This is a genomic window from Shewanella profunda (assembly GCF_023283765.1).
In the GTDB taxonomy this organism is placed as follows: domain Bacteria; phylum Pseudomonadota; class Gammaproteobacteria; order Enterobacterales; family Shewanellaceae; genus Shewanella; species Shewanella profunda.
The window spans coordinates 24,262-44,021 of sequence record NZ_JAKILG010000040.1; the positions used below are offsets into that span (position 1 = coordinate 24,262).

Here is a 19,760-nt window from a genome sequence, read left to right on the forward strand (position 1 = left end):
CCGTGTTTATGTGATTAAGCCAACTTCAGTTTATTTGGGTTGGCGTTACTAGGTTGGATATATATGGCCCTTTTGCAGATAGCTGAGCCCGGACAAAGCGCCGCGCCACACCAACATAAACTTGCCGTTGGCATCGATTTAGGTACGACCAACTCGTTGGTTGCCGCGGTTCGAAGTGGAGAGACGGCGACCTTGCCGGATGAACATGGACTGCATTCTTTACCTTCCATTGTCCGTTACACCCAAGACACTGTCGAAGTCGGTGCGCTTGCGGCCTTAAGCTCAGCCCAAGATCCAAAGAACACGATAGTATCGGTAAAGCGTTTTATGGGCCGCAGCCTTGCTGATATTAAAGCGGGCGAGCAGTCATTTCCCTATGAGTTTGCCGAAAGCGAAAACGGCTTACCTTTATTTGTGACTCCCCAAGGCCAAGTGAATCCAGTGCAAGTTTCTGCGGAAATTTTGCGCCCGCTCATTGCGCGTGCTGAAAAAACCTTAGGTGGCGAGTTACAAGGTGTGGTCATCACAGTTCCGGCATATTTCGACGATGCCCAGCGTCAAGGCACTAAAGATGCTGTGGCGCTTTTGGGTGTTAAAGTATTGCGTTTACTCAATGAGCCAACCGCAGCGGCTATTGCCTACGGTTTAGACTCTAAACAAGAGGGTGTGATTGCCATTTACGATCTTGGTGGTGGCACCTTTGATATTTCAGTTTTACGCTTGAACCGTGGCGTATTTGAAGTATTGGCGACGGGTGGTGACTCGGCCCTTGGTGGTGATGATTTCGATCATCTACTACAAGAACATATGCAGCAAGTTTGGCAACTTGCTGATATCGATGTCCAATTAAGTCGACAATTGTTGATTGAAGCTCGTCGGGTTAAAGAAGCCTTAACCGATGCCAGTGAAACCGAGGCGAAAGTGATTCTCGCTGATGGTACTGAACTCACGCAAATCGTCACTAAAACCGAATTTGATGCCATGATTGCTGCGTTAGTGAAAAAGACTATTGCCAGCTGTCGCCGTACACTACGTGATGCAGGCATGACGACGGATGAAGTGCTTGAAACTGTGATGGTGGGTGGTTCTACCCGCGTACCTTTAGTTCGTGAGCAGGTGGAAGCTTTCTTTGGTAAACCACCCTTAACGTCAATCGACCCTGACCGAGTTGTAGCTATTGGTGCTGCAATTCAGGCCGATATTTTAGTAGGAAATAAACCAGATTCAGATTTACTCCTGCTGGATGTGATTCCACTGTCCTTAGGTATCGAAACCATGGGTGGCTTAGTGGAAAAAGTGGTATCACGTAATACCACTATCCCAGTTGCACGGGCGCAGGAGTTTACCACTTTCAAAGATGGTCAAACGGCCATGGCATTCCACGTGGTGCAAGGCGAACGTGAATTAGTGGCAGATTGCCGTTCACTCGCGCGTTTTACCTTGAAAGGTATTCCGCCTTTAGCGGCGGGTGCAGCCCACATTCGGGTGACCTTCCAAGTGGATGCTGACGGATTACTCAGCGTAACGGCAATGGAGAAATCCACGGGTGTGCAATCGAGCATTCAAGTTAAGCCATCCTTTGGTTTATCAGATACTGAAATTGCGACTATGTTGAAAGATTCGATGAAGTATGCAAAAGATGATATTAGCCGTCGTATGCTTGCCGAGCAGCAAGTGGAAGCGGCGAGGGTGCTAGAATCTTTAAATGCAGCATTGGGCAAGGATGGGGATTTACTCACAGCACAAGAGCGTGAGCAAATTGATCTGTTAATGGCTAAGCTTGCCCAACTAGCCACAGGCGATGATGCCGATGCAATCCAAAAAGCGATTGAACGACTGGACGAGCAAACCCAAGATTTTGCTGCTAGACGTATGGACAATTCTATTCGAGTGGCGTTTAAGGGCCAATCGATCGACAACATATAGGTGATGTGATGCCACAATTAGTTTTTCTTCCCCACGCAGAGCTGTGTCCAGATGGTGCAGTGCTTGAGGCAAATGTCGGTGAAACTATTCTCGACGTTGCGCTGCGTAACGGCATCAATATTGAGCATGCCTGTGAAAAGTCCTGTGCTTGTACGACTTGTCACTGTATTGTGCGTGAAGGCTTTGATGAACTTGAGCCAAGTGATGAACTTGAAGATGATATGTTAGACAAAGCTTGGGGACTCGAGCCAGAGAGTCGCTTATCCTGTCAGGCTAAAGTAGTCGACAGTGATATGGTGATTGAACTCCCTAAGTACACAGTGAATATGGTGAGTGAAGGTAACTAACCATCAAACTTCGTCGCATATATTGTCAAAAACCAGTCCCAGTGACTGGTTTTTGACTTATGGTGCTGAGCATTTGCTCAAGCAATAGTGGCGATGATTGATTTATCCTTTAGCAGGCGTATTATGCGCTCAAAATTAAATGGTTGCCGGAGACCAGAATGAGAATCGCGATCCTATCGCAAGGGCCTGAGCTATATTCAACTAAGCGACTCGTTGAAGCGGCTCAACTACGTGGTCATGAAGTACACGTAATTAATCCCCTTGAATGTTATATGAATATCAATATGCGGCAATCAAGTATTCATATTGGTGGGCGAGAACTCCCCACTTTTGATGCAGTGATCCCCCGTATTGGGGCATCGATTACCTTCTATGGTTCGGCGGTGCTGCGTCAGTTTGAGATGATGGGTGTATATGCCTTGAATGATTCCGTTGGCATCTCACGCTCACGGGACAAATTACGTTCAATGCAGCTTATGTCACGTCGTGGAATTGGGTTACCAATTACAGGGTTTGCTAATAAACCCAGTGATATTCCTGACTTAATTGATATGGTGGGTGGTGCGCCTCTTGTTATCAAATTACTTGAAGGCACACAAGGAATTGGCGTGGTCTTAGCTGAAACCCGTAAAGCTGCCGAGAGTGTCATTGAAGCCTTTATGGGCCTTAAAGCCAATATCATGGTGCAAGAATATATTAAAGAAGCTAATGGCGCGGATATTCGCTGTTTTGTGCTCGGTGATAAAGTTATCGCCGCCATGAAGCGTCAAGCTATGCCCGGAGAGTTTCGTTCTAACCTGCACCGTGGTGGAACGGCAAGTTTAGTTAAACTCACTCCAGAAGAGCGCTCTGTGGCTATTCGCGCGGCTAAGACCATGGGATTAAATGTGGCAGGGGTTGATTTACTGCGCTCGAACCATGGCCCCGTCATAATGGAAGTGAACTCTTCACCAGGGCTTGAAGGCATTGAAGGCGCAACGACGAAAGATGTGGCTGGTGCGATCATTGAGTTTGTTGAAAAAAATGTGACTAAAGTGAAAAAGGTGACTCAGGCGCAAGGTTAAATAGTGTAGGTTGCGTCGCATTAAGGCACCAAGTTATTCACTTCACTATGAATGAATAAGGGGTGGAAGATGAGCTTAAAATGGACTGATTCCTTAGATATTGCGTTAGAGTTACTCGAAAAACACTCAGATGTTGATCCCCATAAATTACATTTTACTGAGTTGTATGAATGGATCTTAGCCTTAGATGACTTTGCTGATGAGCCCAAACATTGTAACGAACGAATTCTCGAAGCGATCCAGCAATGTTGGATTGAAGAGAAATAACTGATTTTTGGGTATTTAAAAGCACAGATAGCACCATTAATGTGAGTCATACTGTCTTTATTAACATTAGCTAAGGTGATTTATTTCACGTTTTAGTGGTAGCGCAGAGAATATTTTGCGGGACTTTGATCGCAATCAAGTTCATTTTGAATGAATATCGTATCTTGTTATATATTGGTTAAGACATTTGGCTGGCTTAACTTTGGTATCGCAACTGCAAGGATGTTCACATGAAACTTTTGCTTGTTTTGTTATCTATACTTGTTCCTTCAATGGCTTGGGCTCATCCTGGGCATGGCGGTGTCGGTCTATTCCATCACCTATTAGATCTTGCACCAGCAATTATCCTCGTGGCTTTGATTGTATGGGCAGGGATTTGGGCTAAAAATCGAAAATAATTCCATCTCCGTATTGATTGGCCCTACTAGGATTTTTGATCCTAGTGGGGCATTTTGTATGGTCGAACTGATTATGAAAAAAGCTAATGTGCGCAATATCTCAGGCTAATTGGCTATAAAGATAGGATTTGGCTTTTAAATTTCGTATAATCCGCGCGAATTTTTCAAACTTGCTGACAAAGGAAGCTAGTTATTATGGCGATCGAACGCACATTTTCTATTATCAAGCCAGATGCTGTTGCAAAAAACCACATCGGTGCTATCTACAATCGTTTTGAGACTGCTGGTCTTAAGATCGTTGCAGCTAAAATGTTACACCTGACTAAAGAACAAGCTGAAGGCTTCTATGCAGAGCATAGCGAGCGCGGTTTCTTCGGTGCTCTGGTTGCATTTATGACTTCTGGCCCAATCATGGTCCAAGTATTAGAAGGCGAAAACGCTGTTTTAGCTCACCGTGAAATTTTAGGTGCAACTAACCCGGCTCAAGCGGCTCCTGGTACTATCCGTGCTGATTTTGCTGAAAGCATCGACGAAAATGCAGCTCACGGCTCTGACGCTGTTGAATCTGCAGCCCGTGAAATTGCTTACTTCTTTAGTGCTGAAGAATTGTGTCCACGTACACGTTAATTCAGTACTAATGATGACAAAAGGAGCCCTATGGCTCCTTTTTTGTTGCTGCTGTACGGCAGGTTTGCTATTTCAAAGTATCGTAACTTCAGATTATTTATCTAATTTTATTGAAAGTTTTATTTTTTACGCAAATTTTAAAAATTTTTCCTTGAAATTTTATCGCTTGTCCTTATATCTACTTCAGGATCGCTCGATGAGGATCCCAATGTGAATTCTGTGCCGTAAGGACAGAAGAATAAACTCGGCGAGACACTATCAATGCGTTTTCTTTGTGAAAACCGTTCGCCAATTTTCCATATTGCTTAAGAGTAAGGATATGAATATGCGTACTTATGATTTAACTCCACTTTACCGCAGTGCCATCGGTTTTGATCGTTTAGCACAACTGGCCGAACATGCTGCAGCCAATAATGGCAATTCAGGTTATCCTCCATATAACATAGAATTATTAGGTGAAAACCGTTATCGCATTACTATGGCCGTCGCTGGTTTTTCCATGGAAGAACTTGAGATCAGCAGCGAAGGTGAAAAATTACTGGTAAAAGGCAATAAGGCCGAAAGCCAAACTGAGCGTAAATATTTGTATCAAGGCATTGCCGAACGCGGGTTTGAGCGTACCTTCCAGTTGGCCGATTATGTGACTGTGCTTGGCGCCAGTTTAGAAAATGGTTTACTGAATATCGATTTAGTGCGTGAAATTCCTGAAGCATTAAAACCACGCAAAATTGAAATCAGTTCATCGCGTTTATTAGATAGCCAGTCATAATGGTCTTGGCGATGAAAGCCTAAAGGAGAAGGGGAGCATTAGCTCCCCTTTGTTTTAGATTCTCTAAACTTTACGCTCTCATGGCTTTCTCACCACGGGAAAGGCCTACAACGCCTGAGCGCGAGACTTCAACCACTTTTGTTACTTCGCCCATAGCATGGATAAAAGCATCGAGTTTGTCAGTCGTACCCACTAGTTGGATGGTATAAAGATTGGCGGTGACATCGACAATCTGGCCACGAAAAATATCGGCAGTACGCTTGATCTCTTCTCTAAATTCACCCTGCGCTCGCACTTTAACCAAGGCAAGTTCACGCTCAATATAAGCTGACTCTGTGATATTCGATACTTTGAGCACATCGATCAACTTATGCAGTTGTTTTTCGATTTGCTCAAGGACCTTTTCATCGGCAACCACGGTGACAGTTAAGCGCGATAGCGTAATATCATCGGTTGGAGCTACGGTTAAACTTTCAATGTTATAGCCGCGCTGTGAAAATAAGCCCACCACTCGCGATAGTGCGCCGGATTGGTTTTCCAGTAAAACAGATATAATTCGACGCATTAGCATTTCTCCGTTTTGCTTAGCCACATTTCATTCATTGCCCCACCGCGCATAAGCATAGGATAAACATGCTCAGTCTCGTCCACCATGATATCAATAAAGACTAATTTATCTTTCATCGCTAAGGCTTCTGCCATCTTTGACTCAAGCTCAGCTGGATCGCTTATTGTCATACCAACATGCCCATAAGCCTCGGCAATTTTGGCAAAATTAGGCACTGAGTCCATATAGGAATGGGAATGACGACCAGAGTAAATCATGTCCTGCCACTGTTTAACCATTCCGAGAAAGCGGTTGTTCAAGTTGATAATTTTTACCGGAGTATCGTATTGCAACGCGGTTGATAACTCTTGAATATTCATCTGGATAGAGCCATCACCCGTGACACATACAACGGTTTCATCTGGCATGGCTAACTTAACACCCATAGCAGCGGGTAAACCAAATCCCATAGTGCCCAAGCCACCTGAGTTGATCCAACGGCGCGGCTTATCGAAGGGGTAGTATAGAGCGGCAAACATTTGGTGCTGACCCACATCTGAGGCGACATAGGCATCACCCTGGGTTAGTTTATATAAGGTTTCAATGACTTGCTGCGGCTTAATACGACCACTCGTTTTGTCATAGGCGAGACAGTCACGGCTGCGCCATTGTTCTATATCACTCCACCACGTCGCGATGGCATCGCTATCATTGTGTTCGTTCGATTCATCCAACAGTGCCAACATACTGTCAAGCACGCTATCGGCAGAACCTACAATCGGAATATCCACCCGTACAGTCTTGGAAATGGATGAAGGGTCGATATCTATATGCAGAATGGTCGCATTTGGGCAATATTTTTCTACATTGTTGGTGGTTCTATCGTCGAAACGGACGCCGATACCGAAGATCAAGTCGCAATTATGCATTGTCATATTGGCTTCGTAACGGCCATGCATACCCAGCATACCTAAGCTGTTTTTGTGGGTGCTAGGAAAGGCGCCAAGTCCCATAAGTGTGCTGATAACGGGGATATTTAGTTTTTCGGCAAGTTGCAGAATTTGTTTGTCGCAGGCTGAAATAATGGCGCCGCCACCCACGTATAGCACAGGCTTTTTAGCCGCTAGTAGCGCTTGTAGACCTCGGCGTATTTGACCTTTATGGCCCGAAGTCGTTGGATTATAGGATCGCATTTTTACACTTTCGGGATAGAGATATTCGTGCAGTAATGCGGGGTTTAAACAATCTTTTGGTAAATCGACAACGACAGGTCCAGGGCGACCGGTAGAGGCAATATAAAAGGCTTTTTTAATGATTTCAGGAATTTGTTTTGGATCTTGTACTAAAAAGCTGTGTTTTACCACAGGGCGCGAAATACCGATCATATCGCACTCTTGGAAGGCATCATTGCCAATCAGATTACTTGGTACTTGGCCTGACAATACCACTAAGGGAATTGAATCCATATAAGCGGTAGCAATACCGGTAATCGCATTAGTTGCACCAGGACCTGAGGTGACAAGCACCACACCAACCTTACCCGTTGCACGGGCGTAACCATCGGCCATATGCACTGCAGCTTGTTCGTGGCGAACCAGAATGTGTTCTATACCGGGGATAACATGTAGGGCGTCGTAGATATCTAAAACTGAACCGCCAGGATAACCAAATACGTGCTTTACACCTTCGTCTATTAAGGATCGCACTATCATGCTGGCGCCGGATAACATCTCCATGTGGAACTCCTATTGCATAGTACCGTTACGGTAAACAGTATTTTGTTACAGCGACGGTAATCGCTCTAAAGTTAAGCCTGAAGGGTAATTCAGACTCCAAACCGCTGAACTTGCTCTAGTAGGGCAAGTGACTCATCCTCTTGGATGCAGCAACTGTTGCAATGAACAGAATTTCATCATATTCAAAAAAAACGACATTTCAAGCGTTTTATCTAAAAAATAACCAACTTGAAACATTTTCAACTTTATAGGGTTTGGGAATTAGTAGGTTAATATGAGGTTTTTGTAACGATTTACTTATAAAACTTTTATATCTCAATAAAATAAGTCTTATAAAATTAAAAACGATGCTAGAGCATCGTTTTTAATCGAAGATAAGTGATATAAATATTATTGAAAGCTGATGTAGACTTTAAGTTACAGCACCCGCTTGATGTTTTGGTCGATTACACTGACAAATCCCCACGAGTACCACTGCACTTAACATTAATGCCGAGAAGGGCACTGCGGTGCCGTTATAAAATACCGCAAGCAGCGGACCCGCAAGGGCACCACAACCGAACCTTAAGGTGCCTATAACCGCAGTAGCAGTCCCTGTCTCTTGTTTAAATTTCATTAGCACTATGGCATCGGCATTAACCGACATTATCCCTAAACACCCCATCAGAGGAATGAGCATAATCACCGTAAAGTGGTAGCTGAGTCCTAGTAGGTTTACTGCTAATAGCCCTACACCGGCTAAGGCACCAAAGAAGGTTGAAACGTGTAACATTCTTAAGGAGCCATAACGACCAACCACTCGGGTATTAAGGATATTGGCCAGCATTAAAGCGCCAACATTAATACTAAATAAGATAGCAAAAAAAGATTTATCTAAATTAAAGACTTCCATATAGATAAAGGGTGATGCAGTGAGGTAACAGAAGAAGGCAAAGGAGGTTAATACACCACTTGCAATATTCAGTTTAACGCCAGCGCGGGAAAATACGGTTGCATATGCGCCTAAGAAGGATTTTTGACTACGGGTATCTTGATCTTTATCGCTTGGCATTTTCAGCAGTATTATCACCATAAACAGCAACAGCGCTGCATAGGCAGATTGAATGAAGAAAATTAAGTGCCATTCACCTAACTCTAAAATCAAGCTACCGATACTGGGTGCTAATAAGGGGGCTAGCATCATAATTAAGCTTACATAGGACATGCCTTTTGCAGTATTGTCCCCATACACTTCTTTAATGTATCCAGGTACAACCACTGTTGCCGCGGCACCGATAAAGGCCTGCAAGAAACGTAGTCCTAAAAAGACTTCGACTTGTGCAGCAAACCCAATCAGTAAGCTTATCAGCATAAATCCACTCAGCCCCATAATCACCATAGGTCTGCGGCCGATGCGATCGGCTAATGGACCAAAACACAACATGCCGAGTGCATAACCTGCTAAATAAATACTCAGAGACTGCTGTACTGTGGTGACGTCGGTATGAAAGCTGAGTGCCAAGGTCGACATAGCAGGCAAATACATGTCGATAGCCAGAGGAGTGATCGCAACTATGGCGGCTAGCATGGGAATAAGCAGGGCTAAATTCGGTATGCGTCTGATATTAGTGGCAGTGCTGCTGGGTTGTAATTGTGGATCCACTGTGACCTCGGGTGGCGAAAGAAATGAAAGCTTACTTCTATGATTAACACTTGCTGTTAAATGGTTCCAAGATCATTCGCTGTTCAGCCATATCCACTATCAATATGGGCTCAATACAATATTGATTGTTTTGCGTATTGGGGATTGGAATGAATGGCTTGTCTCGTTCACTTACACACTACAAGGCTAGAGAAGCTAAGCAATAACATAGTAAAGCGGTCAGGCAAATAAACCAATCATTGGAGTGGCTTCTTTACCTTCTTTTTCATATTAAAGTGTAACGAAAGGACAACCCCATAAATTATAAGTCCTTTGGCCGTGAGTATGAGAACTTGATTCTTTAATCATTTGTTACTCTAAGGTTTTATCTTGTCACCTAAGTGTCACTAAGTTGTCATTCCTGCGACTTTTTTCTTCTTTAGCTTAATGGGCTTTAGTCCTCTTTACCCCATTCTCACAGGAAATAATAACGATGAAAACAAAACGATTCCCTCTCGCGGCTACTGTTATGGGCAGCTTATTGCTTTGTGCCTGCAGCGGTGATGATGGTGCAACGGGTGATAAAGGCGACAATGGACTGAGTTCACTTGTTAAAGTGACCGCATTGAATGTCGGGGATGCTAATTGTCCCGCTGGTGGTCAGCGTATTGAGACGGGATTAGATGCCAATAGCAATGGATTATTAGACGAAAGCGAAGTGGATTCAGCACAAACGCAGTTTGTTTGTCAGCCCCAAACCGCAGGATTAACCACAGAGTTGATTGGTCGCCATCAGACGGGCGTTTATGGGTTAAGTGCAGCCGAAATTGTTGAATACCATAGTGCTTCAAACCGTATTTTTGTGGTCAATGCGATCAGCGGTAAAGTAGATATTATTGATGGCAGCTTATTAGCAACCTCATCTGCAGCCACTGAACCCTTGGCATTGAATAATCTCAATAAACTAGCAGAGCTCGATGTTGCTAAGGATGTTGGTCAAACCTTGCTGGGCAGCGTCAATAGCGTGAGTATTTCGGGTAATTTGCTGGCGGCGGCAATCGAACGTGGCGATGCGGCAGGCAATAAAACACAAGCCAATGGTTTTGTGGCTTTTTATCAGCTTACGGGTACCGAAGCACCCCAGTTTATCAGTGCCGTCGAAGTCGGCGCCTTACCGGATAATGTGGTATTCACCCATGATGGCAAAGCGGTATTAGTCGCCAATGAAGGCGAACCTAATTCAGCCTATACCTTAGATCCCGAAGGCAGTATTGCGCTGATTGCTATTACGGATGGCAAACCCGCAGCAACGGCTACCATCATAGGCTTTAGTGAATTTAATCAAGGTGGTACACGTCATAGTGAGATCACGGCGGACATTAAAATTAATGGCCCAATGGCGAGTGTGGCACAGGATTTAGAACCTGAATATATCGCCATAAGCCAAGATAACCTCCGCGCATTTGTCAGCTTGCAAGAGAACAACGCGATTGCCGTGATTGATATCGCCAATGCTACAGTTGCAAAAATTTTACCTTTGGGCCTAAAGGATTACGGTCTTGAGGTGAATAAAATTGATGCAAGTGATAAAGATGATCGAGTGAACTTGCAGAGCTACACAGGCGTCTACGGCATGTATCAACCCGATACCCTCGCGAGTTACCGTTGGAATAACACTGATTTTATCGTTACGGCGAATGAAGGTGACTCCCGTGACTACGCTGCTTTTTCGGAAGAAGCCCGTGCAGCGGATTTAGTGCTAGATGCGAATCATCCCCAATTTGCGGCCGCTAAGGATAAAACCCAATTAGCGCGCCTTAAAGTAACGACGAGCATGGGGGATGATGATATGGATGGCGACTACGACAGGATTGTCAGTTTTGGTGCTCGCTCATTCTCGATTTGGACTGCCGATGGTCAGCAAGTGTTTGACAGTGGCAGTGATTTTGAACGTATTACCGCAGCGCTACTTGGTAATAACTTCAATAATAACAACGAAGAAAACAAAGGTGATAGCCGCAGTGATGATAAAGGCCCGGAGCCGGAAGCCTTGGCATTAGGCCAAATTGGTCAACGATTATATGCTTTTATTGGCTTGGAGCGTACCTCAGGTTTTATGATCTATGACGTCACTAATCCCTTCGATGTGCATTTTATCGATTATGTAGTGAACCGTGATTATGATGCCGACTTTACGATTGATACCGAAACCGGGGAAGTCAAAGGGGATGCAACGCTAGCGGGTGATTTAGGCCCAGAAGGGATGAAATTTGTGAGTGCAGATAAGAGCCCTAACGGTAAGCCTTTGTTGATTATTGGCAACGAGGTTAGCGGCAGCACCAGCGTTTATCAGTTGAATGTAAAATAACGGTTTAGTATACCCATCCAAATTAACGCCAGCAGCAGTAATGCTGCTGGCGTTATTTTTAGCAGATTAGCGCGATTTTCAGTTTATCTTGCATTTTGCGTGAACAAAATTCATGGCTGTCTTGAGCTCAAACCACAGAGTAGGCATTTTGCACCAAGGAATGTATGGTCGCTTCTATGCATTCAACGGCGAGATTGAATTGCGCATCATTGTCTGCCCCACCAAGGCTTAAGCGGATAAAATTGTCATGGCAATTAAAATCATCACCGTTACGGATCAGCACACCCTTGGCGGCTAAAGCTGTGACTAAGTGATGCGCCTTTATATCCTCGGGTAATTGCAACCAGCCATTTAAGCCGCGCCAGCGCTGTTTCAAACCTAAGCGTTCACCCATAGCAATACATTGGCTTTGGCGTTGGCGTACTATGGCATCACGGGACGCGGTGATTTGTCCTTTTTTGATGATCTGGCAAGCTATTTCCACATTGAGCGGTGACACCATCCAGCACTGGCTGTGGATAGCTAAACGAACTGGGGCGATGAGTGCTTCCGGTACTAAGATAAAACCTTGCCTTAAACCGCCGGAAAAAAGTTTAGAAAGACTAGAAATATAGATCACTCGAGGAACGGCTTTTTGCTGTGCTAATTGCCATAGTGGTATGTGCCATTCCTCTGGCAAGCAATAATTGACATCATCCTCAATGATATAAAATTGATATAGTTCAGCAAGTTCAAGTAGTTTTAACCTTTGCTCATTACTGTATTGAATGCAGGTTGGATTTTGGTTATTCAAGGTCAAATAGACTAATTTAGGATTATGCAACTGCACTAATGCTTCAAATAGAGCGAGATCAACCCCTTCATCAGTCAGGGGGACTCCAACACTGCTAATGCCCAATTGTTTAGCGCAAATGCGTACTCCAGGATAACTGTACTGCTCATGTAGCAGTACATCTCCCTTAGATAAAAAGGCACTCAAGCAAGCAAAAATGGCCTGCTGACCACCGTGGCTAAAGATCAATTGTTCAGGCTTTTGTTCAATACCGCGTTGGGATAACCATTGATGAAATACCTGCTGATGTTGATCTAAAGGGCTTGCTCTATATCCCATCAATTGACTCAATTTGCTTGGATCTTTTGCTAATTGGCTAAGACAGTCGCTTAACGTACTAATTTGATCGGTAAGAGGTTGTTGGCAGGTTGCCATATTGAGTTGCACATTAGCTAGTTCTGCTATTGGCGATCCACTGACGTAGGTACCATCGCCAATTCGAGCCTCAACATATCCCCGTTGCTCAGCGAGCGCATAGGCACGAGTAACTGTACCTATAGTGACGCCTAATGTATCGGCTAAACGCCGCTGTGGTGGGAGTTTACTGCCATGTGGCAGTTGTTTATTCAAAATACCCTGTTCAATCGCACTGACCAAGCGCTGATATTTGGGTCCTGAAAAAGCTGTTAGATCTGGCGTCCAAATTGTACCCATGACAATAAATCCATTGATCTCTAATATTCACAGTATATTATTTATTGAATCGTTTTGTGTCAATTAATGTATGCATACAATTTAGGGTGATTATGAATACTGCACTTTTTTACGACCCGCAATTATGGAGTTTAATGGCATCAGCGGCGCTGTTTTGCGCCACTATGTCGATGACACCGGGGCCAAATAATATTCTCTTGGCTAGCTCAGGTGCGCATTTTGGTGTATTACCACTGTGCCGCATATTGCGGGGATCCGTTTGGGTTCAATGTCTTTACATCTGGCGGTGTTGTTGGGCCTTGGTGCCTTGTTTGCAACCGTACCCATATTGCATCAAGTGTTGAAATACTTCGCTTTAGCGTATTTGTTGTATTTAGCTTACAGATTAGTGACTTCACCGGTGCAAGGAACTCATTTAGATGATGGGCGAAAACCGATGACGCTGATAGAGGCGGCATTATTCCAATGGATTAATCCTAAATCTTGGATGTCGACTATTACCCTGTGTAGCGCCTTCACCTTAGGGGGAGAGGGCTTTTGGTTAAGTGCTTTTCTCGGCGTGCTAGTGTTTAACTTAGTGGGGTTTCCAGCGTCATTTACTTGGGTTTTTATGGGCGCAGCGATCAGTAAAAAACTCAATACGGATAAACGTAAGCGACGCTTCAATTGGTTTATGGGCAGTTTACTTCTAGTGTCTTTGCCGATGATTTTACGTTAACTCAAATCTTAGAACTCTTAAACCCATAAATATTCTGGAAAACAAACTCGCGTAACGATTGGCTTTATGTCATAACCAACTTAATATTGGTGACTTTTTTATGACATAGGCCTTTAGTTAACGATTTGGGCTTGTGTTAATTTTTTGCCCCCTAAGTGTGTGTGCGTATCTTGGGGGAGTATATGGAGATTAACCACGTGAAGTTTCCCAGTTTAGTATCCGTTATGCCGGGATTAGCGCAATTACTGCAATATGAGAGGCAGTGGCTTAGGGATGATGTGCGCGCAGGATTGTCCGTTGCTGCGGTGGCATTGCCTGTGGCAATTGCTTATGCCCAACTCACAGGGGTAAATGCCGCTGTAGGTTTATATTCTTGTATTTTACCTATGCTAATGTATGCATTTTTTGGCACTTCAAGGCAGTTAATCGTTGGTCCCGATGCGGCCACCTGTGCTGTGATTGCCGCGGTTGTCACACCGCTTGCCGCGGGGGATAGCATGAAGCACTGGCATTTAGTCATGACCATGACGGTCATGACGGGCTTTTGGTGCCTAATCGCCAGTCATTTTAAGTTAGGTGCTTTAGCCGACTTTCTGTCTAAACCCATCTTGATGGGGCTCCTTAACGGGGTCGCTATCACCATTATTGTGGGGCAATTCTCCAAAATTTTTGGATTTACCTTCGATGAGCGTTACTTGATTGAGCGTCTTACGGGTGCAACGACCTACTTATCTAAAACCCATTGGCCGACCCTATTGATGGCAATTGTGACATTGGCGACCTATGCGCTGATCAAGCGTTTTAGCCCCCTTTGGCCCGCCTCAATGTGCGCTATGGTAATGGCAGCATTTTTAGTTTGGGCATTTAATTTGACGGCCTTTGATATCAATGTTATTGGCGAGGTGGCCGCGGGATTGCCGCCACTTCAACCGCCGGCGTTTGATATAGGGATTACCCGTGAGCTTGTGGTGCCAGCACTCAACTTAGCGATGGTGAGCTTTGTGAGTATGATGCTCACAGCGCGCAGTTTTGCGGCAAAAAATGGCTATGATATTGATGCAGATAAAGAGTTTAGAGCACTCGGTATTGCCAATATTGCTTCAGCCTTATCCCAAGGTTTTGCAGTGAGCGGCGCAGATTCTCGCACAGCAGTAAATGATGCCAACGGTGGAAAGAGTCAGCTTGTCTCGATTATTGCTGCCTTATTAATAGCTATAGTGGCATTATTTTTTACCGAACAGCTGCAATACATTCCAATTGCCGCTCTAGGGGTTGTATTAGTCATCGCCTCTATTTCACTTATCGATTTAAAAGCAGTGTGGAATTTGCGCGTCAGAGATCGCTCTGCATTTTTGCTAGCCTCTATCACGTTATTTTCTGTCTTATTTATTGGTATTATTCCAGGGATCGCCTTGGCGGTATTACTGGGCTTATTCCAGTTTTTAGCATCAGTCATGCGCCCAACAGATCAAGTTCTGGGCCTAGATAAAAAAGGGGTTATTCGGAGTATTGATGATTCAGGAAAAGCGAAACCTATCCCCGGAGTATTTATCTACCGTTTTAACTCGGCACTGACCTATTTTAACGCGACTTATTTTAAACGCCGTTTACTGGAGAGGTTTGCTCGTGAACCTGAGTCCGTCGACTGTATCATTATTGATGCCGTACCTTGCTTTACGCACCTTGATCTGAGCGTTATGGCCATGCTAGCGGATTTGCATCAGTTACTGAAAAAACGAGGTGTACGCTTAGTAATAGCTGGTCGTAAACGACAGATGCTTGGATGGTTCGAGCTGACAGGAATACAAACTGGTGAAGGCGGGATTTTGGTTCGACCAGATTTATATTTAGCCCTTAAAATGAATCAAAGTTATAAGCAGGCGTTGGCGGAAGGGCAAACCCCCGTCATTCAAAAGGTGCCTAATGATTCAGTGTTGCTACACAGTCACTTATAGTTAAGCGTTGGCATAATCGTTTATGATAAAGCATGAATAGCGTAGTCTTGTACTGCGCTATTTTATTTAGCTTTAATCTTTGAGGATCGCATCTAAGGGGATAAAACCATGATAGGAATAGTAACCTAAAGGGCCGAATAACAAGCTTAATAAACACCAGAAACATTTTTTATTGGTGCTGATATGAACCTTACTTTTAAAGGCTCTAAACGCAAATAAAAAATGCAATACGAGCAGACCAGCTAGCATTACCATTATATTAATATCCATATTTTCCAACTGACTTATCCTTGTAACTCATACGTGTAAAGGGGATTTTGATATCTTATCACGTGTTAATTAATTGCTCAGGTATCGTTACTTAACTGTTCTTTACCTTACTTGAATATTATACCGATTGCTACAAGGTAAAATAAAAATAATCTTAAAAACTATCTGGTTATATTCATTCCTAACAAGGATATTGGTTCGTTGCCAGCATCCAAGATCACATTTTCATATTGCCGTATAAATTATTTTCCCGAGCTAAAGTCGGGAATATTTAATGACCTTTATTTTTGTCAGTGTTTATTTGGTTGTGACTCAGGTAAAATTCCGCGCTATTTTGCGATCTATAGCAAATTCATTGTTTATTTTAGGTTTATGCACTGGAAATTAAGTTCCAGCCAGCAAAGAGGGTGTGTTATGACTAAAGTTGTCGTGTGTGCGTTATATAAGTTTGTGTCTTTACCGCATTTTGAATCTATCCGAGCACCTTTGCTCGCTATGATGGAACAGGCCGAGATCAAGGGCACTCTGCTACTCGCAAGTGAAGGAATTAACGGCACCGTTGCCGGCACCCAGGAGGCTATCGAAGCCCTATTGGTGTGGCTTAATGCTCAAAATGGGCTAGACAATATCGTTCACAAGTTATCATTTGACGATGAAATGCCGTTTTACCGCACCAAGGTCAAACTGAAAAACGAAATTGTCACTATGGGCGTTGAAGGCATTGACCCTCTCAAAGTAGTGGGAAGCTATGTTAAGCCTAAGGATTGGAATGCACTGATTTCCGATCCAGACGTCATTTTAGTCGATACCCGCAACGACTATGAAGTGCAAATTGGCACCTTTAAAAATGCCATCAACCCAGTGACTGAAACCTTCAGAGAATTCCCTGAATATGTGAAGCAGAATCTTGATCCTGCTAAGCATAAAAAAGTGGCTATGTTTTGTACTGGTGGTATTCGTTGTGAAAAATCAACCGCTTATCTGAAAGAACAAGGTTTTGATGAGGTGTATCACCTTGAGGGCGGTATTCTTAAATATCTTGAAGAAGTCAAACAAGAAGAAAGCCTATGGGAAGGGGAGTGCTTCGTGTTCGACAATCGAGTTGCGGTTAATCATGATTTAAAAAAAGGCCAATACGATCAATGTAATGCTTGTCGTATGCCGATCACTGAAGCTGAAAAACACAGTCCAGCCTATGTGCAAGGTGTCAGTTGCCCCCATTGTATCGATAAGATTTCCGATGAGCAGCGTAAACGTTTCGTTGAGCGCGAACGCCAAGTCAATCTTGCTAAGGCACGAAACGAAGCGCATATCGGTAGCGACGTAAATCAAGTGATTGAAGCCCGCCGAGAAAAGAAAGAAGCGCTACGTAAACTCGCCGCACAAAAAAATAAAGTAAAGCAAACTGGCACAGTTTAACGAGTACACGGCTACTAAGGCGATGTAACACAATACCAAATGTATTGATTAATGGTCCGACTTGCTCGGGCCATTTTTATTTCGGATTGGCATTTTTAACGTAAATTGTTTTTTTGAAATAGATTTGTGCAGAAACGCTTAAATTTATGATAACTTTCAGCGGCTAGTGATTTAAACAACAGAGATCCATTTCGTGCAAGGTAGGCAAAGCGCATGACTATTTGGAAAGAGCTATACGATATTTTCGATAAAGAACGCAGCCGTTGGCAACAATCGAGCGCCAGTAAACAAGCGATAGCCTTCGAGCTAAAAGCGAATTTAGGTTTTCTTGCCGATGCCTTGAGTAGTGGTTTGTCGCAAAACGCGATTGCCAATGGTTTGGAGTACAGTGTCTTCGAGGCCAAACTCAAAGAGGGCACTGCACTGACGGGTCTAAATCGCCGTAAAGTGACGCAAAAATTTATTGGTGAATTTACTGGTTTTGCGACTTATATAGGGAAAGAAAACGACTATTTAGTTGAAAATGCCTATTCTAGAATTAAATCCTTAAAGAAGTTAGTCGCGGCACAGCCCGATAAAAATCATAATCTTAGAATAAAATTCCTGTTTAATTTTTTAGTCTTTTTGGTTGCACATCTTGAGGAGCGACCATTGAGCCGGACTTCGGCAAGAAAGACATAGCAAAGTATTGGCTTGATTGCTTATCTAGGATGTCATTTGCAATGTATTCTAGCGTGATATGACCACTTTAGACAATTTACTTTAAATCGTATTTGCCCCGAAATGAGTTAGCAAGTTGTCAGTGGCGTCGCAATAAACGGACTTTGTGCCCTAAAAATTCTCATCTATATCTCTCGCTTGGCGCAAGTCACTTGTGATTTGTTAAAACTGTACAAGTATACAGTCGTATTTAAATCATAAGTATTTTGAGCGATTTTGAACTCATTTGTTTGCGCGTTGATCCAGCCTAAAATTAATAAAATCTTTTAAAATCATCAACATATACATTTTCCAAATTAATTAATAGGTTTGGGAAACGCGCATGCGCGTTTTTCCAGATGGTGTATTGGATAAAAACCTGATAAATTCTTTGCATACAAGTAGTTAACTGTGCGCCTTTTTACTGGTCTAATGAGGTAAACGCGCATGCGCACTATACAAATGTTGAACTAAGCCGCTGCGCGGAGCTTAACTGCAATTTTGTGGAATGTTTATGCCTGCTCGAATCAGCTGGACTTAAAAAGGTGCGATGGAACACAACCATGACAAAGGATTTCCAATGAAATACGTAGAAACCACGCAATATTATTTGTTCAAAACAGCTCTGCAGCCCAGACCAATCCTCAAAAAAAGCAAATTCCTATAGCATGAAGCATACCAATTAATCTGGACAAGGCATCGGCCAAGTCCAACAAGCGATTTATGCCCTGCAAACAACGCAGCGCATAAATACTAAGACGTTAAGTTGAAGGGTATATTTGGAGGTGCCTTTGAGTACAGTAGAGTTAGAACATAAACCTGATTGGGAGCAACTGGAACATCTTGTTGTCGCTATTCAAAAACAGCTCTCCCCTGACGCAAAAGTTAGTCACAACGTCAAACTCGAAGGAGTTGATAGTGAAGTGCAGAGACAAATTGATGTTTTAGTTGAACAGAATATAGGTCAATACAGCATGCGTATTGTTATTGACTGCAAAGACTATTCCAAACCTATAGATGTTAAGGGAGTAGAAGAATTTAATGGTTTAGTTCAAGATGTAAGGGCTCATAAAGGTGCTCTAGTATGTCCATCTGGCTTTACTAAAGCGGCAAAAAAGAGAGCTAAAAAATTACAGATTGATTTGTATAGCCCCGTCGATACTTCTCCTCATAAGTGGCAAGCGCATGTATCTATCCCTGTATTATGCGACTTTAGAAATGTTTTCATGGCTTTTGGGATAAGTACGAAGACGCATTTGCCAATGCTTTTATCCGAAAAATTTTATGACCAAATGGTATTTGATGCCGAAGGCAATGAGATCGGTACTACTCACGAAGTTGCAGGGCAGAAATGGGACGAGGGGCTTTTACCTGATGACCCCGGTGAGCATTTAGACATTTCGATATTTGGTGATTCGAAAATATTTATTGAGAGGCTGTTCATAATTCTGTGTCAGGTTAATTTCACAGATCGATATGGTTTTCTAAGCGCCCCTCAAAATGGATTGAGAGCTGTGATAGCGTCAAATTCCAATTTTGGATG

Annotated in this window: 16 protein-coding genes and 2 pseudogenes; 13 read left to right on the forward strand and 5 right to left on the reverse strand. The window is 43.4% G+C overall.

Annotation, left to right across the window (positions count from 1 at the left end; translation table 11 throughout):
• The first annotated feature begins 63 nt into the window (after positions 1-63).
• From hscA to L2744_RS16500, 7 genes are all read left to right on the forward strand, one after another.
• The gene (gene hscA, locus L2744_RS16470) at positions 64-1,926 is read left to right on the forward strand and encodes a Fe-S protein assembly chaperone HscA (protein ID WP_248992950.1); all 1,863 of its coding nucleotides are present in this window, start codon (positions 64-66) and stop codon (positions 1,924-1,926) included.
• An 8-nt stretch (positions 1,927-1,934) separates the two neighbouring features.
• On the forward strand, positions 1,935-2,273 hold the full coding sequence (gene fdx, locus L2744_RS16475) for an ISC system 2Fe-2S type ferredoxin (protein ID WP_248992951.1): 339 nt from the start codon (positions 1,935-1,937) through the stop codon (positions 2,271-2,273).
• 158 nt (positions 2,274-2,431) lie between these two features.
• Positions 2,432-3,337 carry a 30S ribosomal protein S6--L-glutamate ligase gene (rimK, locus tag L2744_RS16480; protein ID WP_011789195.1) on the forward strand — a complete coding sequence of 302 codons (906 nt, stop codon included), beginning with the start codon at positions 2,432-2,434 and terminating at the stop codon, positions 3,335-3,337.
• Between the two features lie 69 nt (positions 3,338-3,406).
• The gene (gene iscX, locus L2744_RS16485; protein WP_248992952.1) at positions 3,407-3,604 is read left to right on the forward strand and encodes a Fe-S cluster assembly protein IscX; all 198 of its coding nucleotides are present in this window, start codon (positions 3,407-3,409) and stop codon (positions 3,602-3,604) included.
• A 230-nt stretch (positions 3,605-3,834) separates the two neighbouring features.
• Positions 3,835-4,002, forward strand: coding sequence for a hypothetical protein (locus tag L2744_RS16490; RefSeq protein ID WP_248992953.1), 168 nt, complete (start codon positions 3,835-3,837; stop codon positions 4,000-4,002).
• 195 nt (positions 4,003-4,197) lie between these two features.
• The gene (gene ndk, locus L2744_RS16495; protein ID WP_011789197.1) at positions 4,198-4,629 is read left to right on the forward strand and encodes a nucleoside-diphosphate kinase; all 432 of its coding nucleotides are present in this window, start codon (positions 4,198-4,200) and stop codon (positions 4,627-4,629) included.
• A gap of 325 nt (positions 4,630-4,954) precedes the next feature.
• Positions 4,955-5,398, forward strand: a complete 444-nt coding sequence (locus L2744_RS16500; RefSeq protein ID WP_248992954.1) for an Hsp20 family protein — start codon at positions 4,955-4,957, stop codon at positions 5,396-5,398.
• Between the two features lie 70 nt (positions 5,399-5,468).
• Here the strand turns inward: L2744_RS16500 and ilvN are convergent, their stop codons facing one another.
• The 3 genes from ilvN to L2744_RS16515 form a co-directional block, all read right to left on the reverse strand.
• A complete protein-coding gene (gene ilvN, locus L2744_RS16505; protein WP_248992955.1) occupies positions 5,469-5,963 on the reverse strand; it encodes an acetolactate synthase small subunit in 495 nt (164 codons plus the stop codon).
• Positions 5,963-7,681 carry an acetolactate synthase 3 large subunit gene (locus L2744_RS16510; protein ID WP_248992956.1) on the reverse strand — a complete coding sequence of 573 codons (1,719 nt, stop codon included), beginning with the start codon at positions 7,679-7,681 and terminating at the stop codon, positions 5,963-5,965. The genes ilvN and L2744_RS16510 overlap by 1 nt, the downstream gene beginning before the upstream one ends.
• A 412-nt stretch (positions 7,682-8,093) precedes the next feature.
• Positions 8,094-9,323, reverse strand: coding sequence for a multidrug effflux MFS transporter (locus L2744_RS16515; protein WP_248992957.1), 1,230 nt, complete (start codon positions 9,321-9,323; stop codon positions 8,094-8,096).
• 472 nt (positions 9,324-9,795) lie between these two features.
• Here L2744_RS16515 and L2744_RS16520 point away from each other — a divergent pair, with 472 nt between their 5' ends.
• Positions 9,796-11,670, forward strand: coding sequence for a choice-of-anchor I family protein (locus L2744_RS16520; RefSeq protein ID WP_248992958.1), 1,875 nt, complete (start codon positions 9,796-9,798; stop codon positions 11,668-11,670).
• 127 nt (positions 11,671-11,797) lie between these two features.
• Here the strand turns inward: L2744_RS16520 and L2744_RS16525 are convergent, their stop codons facing one another.
• Positions 11,798-13,156 (reverse strand): aminotransferase-like domain-containing protein, encoded by a 1,359-nt coding sequence (locus tag L2744_RS16525; protein ID WP_248992959.1) that lies wholly within the window; start codon positions 13,154-13,156, stop codon positions 11,798-11,800.
• Positions 13,157-13,248: 92 nt separating this feature from the next.
• Here L2744_RS16525 and L2744_RS16530 point away from each other — a divergent pair.
• Both L2744_RS16530 and L2744_RS16535 read left to right on the forward strand, forming a co-directional pair.
• Positions 13,249-13,874 (forward strand): annotated as a pseudogene (locus L2744_RS16530) (LysE family translocator).
• A gap of 197 nt (positions 13,875-14,071) precedes the next feature.
• Entirely contained in the window at positions 14,072-15,829 is a 1,758-nt protein-coding gene (locus L2744_RS16535; RefSeq protein WP_248992960.1) for a SulP family inorganic anion transporter, read from the forward strand.
• A gap of 72 nt (positions 15,830-15,901) precedes the next feature.
• Here L2744_RS16535 and L2744_RS16540 read toward each other — a convergent pair whose 3' ends face one another.
• Positions 15,902-16,099, reverse strand: a complete 198-nt coding sequence (locus tag L2744_RS16540; RefSeq protein ID WP_248992961.1) for a hypothetical protein — start codon at positions 16,097-16,099, stop codon at positions 15,902-15,904.
• A gap of 414 nt (positions 16,100-16,513) precedes the next feature.
• Between L2744_RS16540 and trhO the strand changes: the two genes are divergently transcribed.
• The 3 genes and pseudogenes from trhO to L2744_RS16555 all read left to right on the forward strand — a co-directional run.
• A complete protein-coding gene (trhO, locus tag L2744_RS16545; RefSeq protein ID WP_248992962.1) occupies positions 16,514-17,518 on the forward strand; it encodes an oxygen-dependent tRNA uridine(34) hydroxylase TrhO in 1,005 nt (334 codons plus the stop codon).
• 213 nt (positions 17,519-17,731) lie between these two features.
• Positions 17,732-18,199, forward strand: a complete 468-nt coding sequence (locus tag L2744_RS16550; RefSeq protein ID WP_248992963.1) for a hypothetical protein — start codon at positions 17,732-17,734, stop codon at positions 18,197-18,199.
• 803 nt (positions 18,200-19,002) lie between these two features.
• Positions 19,003-19,302 (forward strand): annotated as a pseudogene (locus L2744_RS16555) (restriction endonuclease); the annotation flags it as partial.
• Positions 19,303-19,760 lie beyond the last annotated feature (458 nt).

What these genes read in the sequence shown, in the direction of transcription:
- hscA (WP_248992950.1), top strand. Translation starts at nt 64, where the DNA reads ATGGCCCTTTTGCAGATAGCTGAGCCCGGACAAAGCGCCGCGCCACAC.
- fdx (WP_248992951.1), top strand. Translation starts at nt 1,935, where the DNA reads ATGCCACAATTAGTTTTTCTTCCCCACGCAGAGCTGTGTCCAGATGGT.
- rimK (WP_011789195.1), top strand. Translation starts at nt 2,432, where the DNA reads ATGAGAATCGCGATCCTATCGCAAGGGCCTGAGCTATATTCAACTAAG.
- iscX (WP_248992952.1), top strand. Translation starts at nt 3,407, where the DNA reads ATGAGCTTAAAATGGACTGATTCCTTAGATATTGCGTTAGAGTTACTC.
- L2744_RS16490 (WP_248992953.1), top strand. Translation starts at nt 3,835, where the DNA reads ATGAAACTTTTGCTTGTTTTGTTATCTATACTTGTTCCTTCAATGGCT.
- ndk (WP_011789197.1), top strand. Translation starts at nt 4,198, where the DNA reads ATGGCGATCGAACGCACATTTTCTATTATCAAGCCAGATGCTGTTGCA.
- L2744_RS16500 (WP_248992954.1), top strand. Translation starts at nt 4,955, where the DNA reads ATGCGTACTTATGATTTAACTCCACTTTACCGCAGTGCCATCGGTTTT.
- ilvN (WP_248992955.1), bottom strand. Translation starts at nt 5,963, where the DNA reads ATGCGTCGAATTATATCTGTTTTACTGGAAAACCAATCCGGCGCACTA.
- L2744_RS16510 (WP_248992956.1), bottom strand. Translation starts at nt 7,681, where the DNA reads ATGGAGATGTTATCCGGCGCCAGCATGATAGTGCGATCCTTAATAGAC.
- L2744_RS16520 (WP_248992958.1), top strand. Translation starts at nt 9,796, where the DNA reads ATGAAAACAAAACGATTCCCTCTCGCGGCTACTGTTATGGGCAGCTTA.
- L2744_RS16525 (WP_248992959.1), bottom strand. Translation starts at nt 13,156, where the DNA reads ATGGGTACAATTTGGACGCCAGATCTAACAGCTTTTTCAGGACCCAAA.
- L2744_RS16540 (WP_248992961.1), bottom strand. Translation starts at nt 16,099, where the DNA reads ATGGATATTAATATAATGGTAATGCTAGCTGGTCTGCTCGTATTGCAT.
- trhO (WP_248992962.1), top strand. Translation starts at nt 16,514, where the DNA reads ATGACTAAAGTTGTCGTGTGTGCGTTATATAAGTTTGTGTCTTTACCG.
- L2744_RS16550 (WP_248992963.1), top strand. Translation starts at nt 17,732, where the DNA reads ATGACTATTTGGAAAGAGCTATACGATATTTTCGATAAAGAACGCAGC.